The following is an 8,985-nucleotide window of genomic DNA, read 5'->3' as shown; positions in this document are numbered from 1 at the left end:
TCTGATTTACTGAATGCCGGTCCAGATGCCCACCGGTCAAATTTTTCAAAAAATGTGTCTGGGTATACTTCTCCGTGGGTCCGAAGAATGAAAGCCAATGAAGAATTTTTTAAAGCCTGGTAATTCCCAGAAGTGGACACCGGTAAACCAATCACAGTTTCCAGAAAGTTCCCCACGACCAAGGAGACCTCGCTTGCATCCTCTATCTGAACACCCATCTCCTTTTGCAAATCCACCACATGGTGATCATTCATAATATTGGTATAGCCAAAGCCAAGTAAACCATAGGTATTGAGAACCTCCTTGAAGTATGGACTTCCCAACACCCGATCAGGTTTCAATGAAAAGACCGCCGCCTGATCATCTGGCTTCCAACTGGCAAATACCGCAGTCGCAAGAAAACTCGCGAAGAAGCTGATGAATGATTTCTTCATACTAGTACCTAAATATCGAAATTCGAACGAATGGAATCGATTGATTGGTTTAATTTCTCGATGCAAATTCGACGCGCTTCATAGGCATGTTGTCCATCCTCCGGACAACCGTGTGGCGACACCCAGCCCATTCCCTTTTGTTCATGCAAAAGATGAACTTGTTCCAACCAGTTTCGGGTCTGTTCGAGGTTGGCAAGTAAACGGTTGCCATCCTTAACCTCTTCGAGAGCTTTGGTGTAAGGCATTCGTTTAACCTCACCATTCTCATCTTTAAATTCCTCCCACTCCACCTCTGCAGTTTGACAGCTTTCCCAGTAACGAATTTTGGAAAAATCAATCCATTCGTCAGTCAGGCATTGTGCCATAGCTTCGATCTCGGGCAGTGCAATCTCAGCAAAGGTCTCGCCTTCCTGAGGCTCAAAATTCGATTCCGCCTCAATTAAGAGCTGGGCTTTTTCGTCCAGAGCCTCGGCCAATCCCTTGATCATAGAATATCGGATCTGGGCAGCAAGGTTACCATGGAGCATCAACTCTGTGGCATCAAGCTCGGGAAGTTCCTCTGCTGATGGACTTTCGGCGGTTTCCTGAATTTCTTCAGGCTTTTTTTCGGGTGTATTAGAATCGTTCAAGAGTTTATTCCTAGCTTAAAAGTTTTCATTACTCCACACTTTAAAAAAACGGTTCGGTTTGCCCATTCCATTTTTGGAATTTTTTTAAAATCAAAGATCAAATGGTTTTAGTAGGTTTTTAATTAGGATGATTTTAAAAGGTCAGATTTGTAGGAATTAGGGAGTGATTAGATGATGATATCAGTGATAAAAAATCCTATATTTTACCGAAGTTTTTTATCTAATTTTAAATTTAATTAATTTTTTTTCTAGGAATACTTGTCATTTCCAACTTGTCCTAAAGTTCTTTCGCAATTCTATTGAATATTTCCTAATCACCGCTTTTTTTAATGAATCTTCGTTTAATTCTCTCTTCTTTTCTTCTGTTCTCGATCCTTTCCATAGGGAATGCTGAAGAAACCATTCAATTCAACCGAGATGTCCGGCCCATCCTTTCTGGAAAATGTTTTCATTGCCATGGTCCCTCTGAAAAATTCCGCGAAGCCGACCTGCGACTCGACCTACCGGAAGAAGCCTTTTTCGAGAAGGATGGTTTTGCCGCTATTGTTCCTGGCAGCACTGAGGATAGTGAAGCCTGGCACCGTATTGTATCCGACGACCCCGAGGACATCATGCCCCCGCCCGAAAGCAAAAAGGAACTGACCAAACGGGAAAAAGAAATCCTTACCAAGTGGATTGAGCAGGGAGCGAAGTGGGAGGGCCACTGGTCCTACCTGCCCGTGCAAAAACCGGCTACCCCTCAAACCAGCAACCCGAAGTGGGCCAAAAACCCAATCGATCATTTCATTCGTGCCAAACTGGAGGGCCTTGGGCTCAAGCCTTCCCCCGAAGCTGATCGTCGCACCCTCGTACGCCGACTTTACCTCGACCTAACCGGTCTCCCCCCCAGCCCTGCAGAAGTAAACCAATTCTTGGCCGACCAATCCCCCGATGCTTACGAAAAATTGGTCGACCGCTTACTTGCTTCCGATGAATATGCCGAGCGCATGGCCCTCGTATGGATGGATGCCGCCCGCTACGGCGATACCTCAGTATTTCACGACGATGGCCCGCGCGACATGTGGCCCTGGCGAGACTGGGTACTCAACTCTTACCGCGATAACAAACCCTTTGATGAATTTACCATCGAACAAATCGCAGGTGATCTTCTTCCCGAAGCATCCCTCGAACAAAAAATCGCTTCCGGCTTTAACCGCAACCATGCCACCACCGATGAAGGCGGGGCCATTGCCGAAGAGTTCCGGGTGGAGTATGTGATCGACCGGGTTAAGACTACATCCAATGTCTGGCTGGGGATGACCTTTGAATGTGCCCAATGCCACGATCACATGTACGACCCCTTCTCCCAAAAGGAATATTACCAAATGTTTGCTTTCTTTAATAACAATGCTGATCCCGGCATGCAGACAAGAAGAGGAAACCAGGCACCACTAGTGGAGATCATGACTCCAGAGCGTGAAAAACAATTAGCGGACTCCGAAAAAGCCCTTCAGGATGCACGGGGCCAACTTAATTCACGACGCCAGCAATCCCTTGACCCCTTTAAGAATTGGTTTACCCAGTGTTCGAAAGACATCAAGACAAACCCAGGAGTCCTGGAGCCTGATGGACTGGTGGGCTTCTTTCCATTCGACCGTGTCGACCTGGAGAACAATCAATCGGACCATGGGGTAGCCGAAGCCACGCCCACGATTTTACGGGATTCCCCCATCAAGGTGGCCAATGCCAAGTTCAAGAGCGGAATAAGAATCGAAAAAAATGCCTATGCCGAAGTTCCTAACTTTGGAGATTTCGAACACAATCAATCCTTCTCTTTAAGTGCATGGGTCAGGCCCTCTAACACCCAATTAAGCGGAGCCTTGATCGGCAAAATGGACGAGGGGAATAAATTTCGTGGCTATGACCTTTGGTTTGAAGGCGGACGCCCCGGCATGCACATCATTCATGCCTGGCCCGACAACGCTCACAAAGTGGTGGCGAAAAACCAGCTCAAACAAAATCAGTGGCAGCATGTCTGTGTGACTTACAACGGTACAGCCTCCGCAAATTCGGTAGAAATCTATGTAAACAGTAAGAAGCAGGACAAAGGAAACCCGCACCATACTTTAAAGAAGAGCAGCATCCTTACGGATAAGCCTTTTCACATTGGCAGGAGGTTCCGTTCCGCTCAGTTAAATGATACTGATATCGATGATGTGCGGGTCTACAACCGGGCCCTTATGGAAAATGAGATTGCCGAGGTAATGGAACTCTCCTACCGCTTCATCCCTTCGCCTAAGGGCTTGGTCTCTTCCATCGATTTTAATTCCTTCGAGGGCAACCAAACCGTGGACAGCACAAACCAAAAGGATAAGTATGTAATCCATGGCAAGGCCAAGCAGACCGAACTGGGCAAGGTGGCTTCAGGGTTCAAAGTGGAGCAAAGTGGCTTCATCGAGTCCCCCACTGCAGGTGTGCTGGAACACAACCAAGCTTTCTCCTGGTCAATGTGGGTAAAAACTACCACTAAACTATCCGGTGCCCTGCTCAGCAAAATGGATGAAAAAGCGAAGCATCGCGGGTATGATGTTTGGATGGAGGGCGGTCGCCCAGGCATGCACATTATTCACGAATATCCCAACAATGCCATCAAGGTGGTCTCAAAATCTCCACTACCGCTTAATTCCTGGAACCATCTTTGCGTAACCTATGATGGCTCAGGCAAGGCAGCCGGCATCAATATCTTTATCAATGGAACCAGCCAGCAAAAAGACATTGCTCAGGATGAACTCAACGCCACCATTCAAACGGATAAAACCTTCCGGATTGGCCGGCGCTACTACGGTGCTGCGGTAAAGGGAGTAGAGATGGATGAGATTGGTCTCTACCACCGAGTGCTTAACCGCAAGGATGTGGAGAAACTGAGCAAAGTGGATTCCTTCTCCCCACTTTTTACAAAGCCTCTCGATGCCCTCGCCAACGATCAGCGCACCCTCCTTCATGACGAGTACCTCAATCGCTTTGATAAGGAGTACAAAAACCTTCTCGCCGCCCGAAACAACAAACAAAATGCCCTGAACAATATTCGTAAAAACAAAATCACCTCGATGGTGATGGGGGATAATCCTGCCAACAAAATGCGCGACACCTACCTGTTGGTTCGTGGGCAGTACTCCTCGCCGGATAAATCCAAGGTCATTCAGGCAAACACCCCCGACTTTCTCCACCCCATGAAAACCGAATCGGAAAAGAACCGTCTCGGTCTCGCGAAATGGCTAACTGATAAAGAAAACCCACTCACTCCCCGAGTCACCGTTAACCGCTACTGGCAGACTATCTTTGGCCGTGGACTCTGCGATACGCCCAGTGACTTTGGCTCACAAGGGAAATGGCCCACCCACCCCGGCCTGCTCAATTGGTTGGCCGCCGATTTCCTTGAGAGCGATTGGGATGTAAAGAAGATGATCCGCCAATTGGTGACCTCTGCCACCTACCGCCAGTCCTCCGTCATCACCAAGGAACACCTGGCCAAGGACCCGGAAAACCTCTACTTCGCCCGGGCTCCCCGCTTTCGCCTGATGGGCGAGTTTGTGCGCGACCAGGCCTTACATATTAGCGGTTTACTCAATAAGAAATTCGGGGGACCCGGAGTAAAACCCTACCAGCCTGCTGGCCTGTGGAACGAGGTATCGCTCGATCGCAACCGCAAGTTTGTTCAGGACCAAGGGAACAAGATTTACCGTCGCAGTATGTACACTTACTGGAAGCGCTCTTCCCCCCAACCAGCGATGCTTGCCTTTGATACACCCTCCCGCGAAATCTGCACTGTGCAGCGCCAGCGCACTAATACCCCAATGCAGGCACTGGTCACCCTCAATGATGTACAGTTTGTGGAAGCCTCCCGCTTCCTCGCCCAGCGTGTTCTAAAGAGTAGCCCCCAAGACCTGCCCAGCCGGGTCAACCGAATGTTTGAGCTGGCCACTGGGCGACCCGCAGACAGCTTGCGCCAAGAGGTGATAAAAAAGGCATACGACAAACAGAAAGCTGTCTTTGATCAGAACCCTGCCCAAGCAGACCAGTTGCTCGCCATGGGCGACTCTCCACGCGACAAATCCTTAAACCGCAATGAACACGCCACCTGGACAGTTCTCGCCTCCATGATTCTCAACCTGGATGAAACCCTGAACCGCGAATAATCCAAAACTCAGAAATCGCCATGAATCCACTCGACCTTCACCAACTTCATACCCGTCGTCAAATGCTCAAGCTCGGAGCCATGGGCATGGGTGCCCTCGGTTTCGCCAACATCGCTGGCCCGCTCATGGGCGCCGTGGGATCTCCCGGCTCCGTTCCTTTGAACGGCACCCTAGGACGTACCCACTTCAAGCCCACTGCCAAGCGGGTGATTTACATGTTCATGTCCGGCGGACCTTCCCATATCGACATGTTCGACTACCACCCGGAATTACGGAAATACCACGGGCAGGAATTGCCCGACAGCATCCGCAATGGCCAGCGCATCACCGGAATGACTTCCAAACAGTCTTCTTTCCCCTGCGTGGCTCCGATGTTTGAATTCAGCAAGCATGGGCAAAACGGCACCTGGTTCAGCGAGGTAGTTCCTCACACCGCCTCCATTGCCGATGATATTTGTTTGGTAAAATCGATGCACACCGAGGCGATCAACCACGACCCTGCCATCACTGCGATCAACACCGGCTCTCAACAACCTGGCAAACCCGCCATGGGTGCCTGGTTGGACTGGGGCATGGGTAGTCCAAACCAAAACTTACCCGGCTATGTGGTCATGATCTCCCGGGGTAACGGTAATCCCCAAGCCCTCTACGACCGCCTCTGGGGCAGTGGCTTCCTTCCCTCCAAACACCAGGGTATCAAGTTCCGTTCCGCAGGCGATCCCGTGCTCTATCTTTCCAACCCCAACGGAATATCCAAGAGTATGCGCCGCGATATGCTCGACGGTATTGCCGCGATTAACCAGCATAAGAAAACACAAAGTGGCGATCTGGAAATCGATGCCCGTATTGCCCAGTACGAAATGGCCTACCGTATGCAAACCAGTGTGCCCGAGCTCGTTGATTTAAAGGAAGAACCTGATCATGTGCTTGATATGTACGGCCCGGACGCCCGCAAAAAAGGTACTTTTGCCCACAACTGCTTGGTTGCCCGTCGCCTCGCCGAGCGCGATGTTCCTTTTGTTCAACTCTTCCACCGTGGATGGGACCAGCACGGCAATTTACCCAAAGCCATCCGTAACCAATGCAAGGATGTCGACCAGCCCGCCGCCGCTCTCGTCAAAGACTTGAAACAACGCGGATTACTTGACGATACCATTGTCATCTTCGGGGGCGAGTTTGGACGGACTGTGTATTCACAGGGCAAATTAACCAAGGACAGCCACGGACGGGATCACCATGGGCGTTGCTTCTCCAGCTGGGTCGCGGGTGGTGGATTTAAGCGTGGCATGGAGTACGGAAAAACGGATGATTACTCCTACAATATTTTGGAAAACCCGGTCCATGTGAACGACCTCAATGCCACCGTCCTTCGTGCTCTTGGCATTGATCACGAGCGCTTCACCTACCGTTACCTAGGTCTCGACCAACGCCTCACCGGAGTCGAGCACCCGAAAGTAATTAAAGACCTTCTTGCCTAGGACTCTTGTCCCCCTCCCAGGTCCTCCTTGTATGAGAAAGGCCACCTCTTTCCTGCTGTTCTTCTTTTGCATCCTAGGGCTTGAAATGCAGGCCACGAACCGGCCAAACATCATCCTCGTTTTTATTGACGATATGGGATGGGGAGACTTTTCCTGCTTTGGAAATCAGGATGCATCCACTCCCCATATTGACCGACTGGCTAAGGAAGGGATTAGTTTTGAGCAATTCTATGTAAACTCTCCCATTTGCTCACCCTCCCGTGTGGCCATATCTACAGGTCAATATCCCCAACGCTGGAGAATCTCTTCTTACCTAGGTCATCGTGCCCAAAATAAAAAAAGAGGCATGGCCCAATGGCTCGACCCGAAAGCACCCATGCTAGCGAGGTTTTTGCAAAATTCAGGCTATGCCACCGGACATTTTGGAAAGTGGCACATGGGTGGGCAGCGCGATGTGAACGACGCCCCGGCAATTTCCGAATATGGGTTTGATCAAGCCCTGACCAACTTCGAGGGTATGGGCCCAAAACTTCTTCCCCTCACTCTCAAGCCCGGGCAGGATAAATCAAAACCCGGGCGTCTTTGGCACCATGCCGAACGGCTTGGAAAAGGATACCAATGGATGCAACGTTCGGAAATAACCGGCGGGTTTGTCGATGCCGCCCTCTCTTTCATCAAGCAGGCAAAGCAGGATGAAACCCCCTTCTATCTGAACCTTTGGCCCGATGATGTACACAGCCCCTTTTGGCCATCGGTGGATCAATGGGGGGACGGGGAAAAGCGCACACTCTATCTTGCCGTACTTGAAGAAATGGACCGTCAGCTTGGCCGGCTTTTCCAGCATGTACAGAACGATCCAGCACTTTCTAAAAACACCATCATCCTTGCCTGCTCCGACAACGGGCCCGACCCTGGGCTCGGCTCCCCAGGTCCCTTCCGTGGTTACAAGACCCAACTTTTTGAAGGAGGGATTCGTTCATCACTGGTAGCGTGGGCACCAAAATTAATGAAGAAGGACGCCCTTGGAACCATTAATCAAGACTCCATCTTCTCTGCCATTGATCTCGTCCCCACCCTGCTCAATATTTGTAACATCTCTCCCCCCGATAAAATCACATTCGATGGAGAGTCTCTCCCCAGCGTTCTTCTTGGCCAATCCAAGAAATCAAAAAATAAAATGATGTTTTTTCGCCGCCCTCCTGATCGCGACAGCTTTTATGGCGTCAAAGACCTACCCGATCTCGCGGTGCGCAATGGCCGGTGGAAACTACTCTGCGAGTACGATGGTTCAAGCCCCCTACTCTATGATCTCTTAACGGACCGTGAAGAAACTAAAAACCTGGCTAAACAAAAGACGGATATGGTTACAGAACTGACTCAATCTGTGATTGCCTGGCATAAATCGATGCCAGCAGACAACGGCCCTGCTCTTGTACCTAAAGCCAACCAATAAAGTTAGGTTCTAAAAATCCTAATTTTTCACCTTCAATTTTTTATTACCGCCCCTTCCCCCAGGCTTATCTCCCTTTTTCTTACCTGGTGGATTCTGCTTATTGCCCTCAACAGAGTTTACTTCCTTAGCCTCTTTCCCGACGTTTACTTTTGCTTGCTTGATCGCTTCCCTCCGCTCTTCCACATTGAGTTTACCATCTCCATCGGCATCAAATTTTTTGAGCATTTCCTGTTTTCGATCCTCCCATGCCTGCCTGGCTCCTGACCGTTCCTCATCACTTAATTCTCCGTCTCCATTGGTGTCAAAACGTTGCATTAAATGAGGTGGCAACCGTCTTCCCTTACTTGCCAAGTCTTTACGAAACTCAGACCGCTCCACCTCGCTCAGTTTTCCGTCTCCATCTTTATCAAACTTTTTGGCTAGTAAAGGAGGCACCCCGGCCCTTAACCCGCTCATTTCGTTTCGCAAATTTTTTCTTTCTTCCTCGCTTAACTTTCCATCCTTGTTTGCATCAAATTTTTTCATAACTTCCCCACGACTTGGAAAACTTCTTTTGTTCTCCACCTTTTTTGGTTTCTCAGCTGGAGCTGCAAATAGTGCGAAGGACAGAAAAAGGTGCATCATGACTAAAGATAAAGACTTCATAAGATATTTTGGGCAGTTGAATAATAATTTTATATAACGACAAGCTATAGGGTTTTTGCTTGCGAGAAGGCGTGGTCGTCAATACTTTTCATCGCTTCCAGTGATGGCGCGGTAGCCAAGTGGTAAGGCCGGGGACTGCAAATCCTCTATTCGCCGGTTCGATTCCGGCCC

General features: G+C 49.6%; 6 protein-coding genes. 3 read left to right on the top strand and 3 right to left on the bottom strand.

Translation table 11 applies throughout. The features are described 5' to 3' along the window. Both ACKPQ4_RS09255 and ACKPQ4_RS09250 read right to left on the bottom strand, forming a co-directional pair. On the bottom strand, positions 1 to 434 hold a 434-nt coding region (locus ACKPQ4_RS09255), incomplete at its 3' end, for a hypothetical protein (protein ID WP_407680899.1). Positions 435 to 442: 8 nt separating this feature from the next. Next, positions 443 to 1,063, bottom strand: a complete 621-nt coding sequence (locus ACKPQ4_RS09250) for a hypothetical protein (RefSeq protein ID WP_407680898.1) — start codon at positions 1,061 to 1,063, stop codon at positions 443 to 445. Between the two features lie 329 nt (positions 1,064 to 1,392). Between ACKPQ4_RS09250 and ACKPQ4_RS09245 the strand changes: the two genes are divergently transcribed. The 3 genes from ACKPQ4_RS09245 (at position 1,393) to ACKPQ4_RS09235 (ending at position 8,169) form a co-directional block, all read left to right on the top strand. Beyond that, positions 1,393 to 5,238, top strand: a complete 3,846-nt coding sequence (locus tag ACKPQ4_RS09245) for a DUF1553 domain-containing protein (RefSeq protein ID WP_407680897.1) — start codon at positions 1,393 to 1,395, stop codon at positions 5,236 to 5,238. 20 nt (positions 5,239 to 5,258) lie between these two features. Beyond that, a complete protein-coding gene (locus ACKPQ4_RS09240) occupies positions 5,259 to 6,716 on the top strand; it encodes a DUF1501 domain-containing protein (RefSeq protein WP_407680896.1) in 1,458 nt (485 codons plus the stop codon). An 85-nt stretch (positions 6,717 to 6,801) separates the two neighbouring features. Then, on the top strand, positions 6,802 to 8,169 hold the full coding sequence (locus ACKPQ4_RS09235; protein ID WP_407680895.1) for a sulfatase-like hydrolase/transferase: 1,368 nt from the start codon (positions 6,802 to 6,804) through the stop codon (positions 8,167 to 8,169). 18 nt (positions 8,170 to 8,187) lie between these two features. Here ACKPQ4_RS09235 and ACKPQ4_RS09230 read toward each other — a convergent pair whose 3' ends face one another. After that, on the bottom strand, positions 8,188 to 8,814 hold the full coding sequence (locus tag ACKPQ4_RS09230; RefSeq protein ID WP_407680894.1) for an EF-hand domain-containing protein: 627 nt from the start codon (positions 8,812 to 8,814) through the stop codon (positions 8,188 to 8,190). Positions 8,815 to 8,985 lie beyond the last annotated feature (171 nt).

Origin of the sequence: Candidatus Chordibacter forsetii, from assembly GCF_964187505.1 — a bacterium.
GTDB lineage: Bacteria > Verrucomicrobiota > Verrucomicrobiia > Opitutales > Seribacteraceae > Chordibacter > Chordibacter forsetii.
Note: the sequence above shows the minus strand (reverse complement) of the source record. Positions and strands in the feature narration are given on the sequence as shown.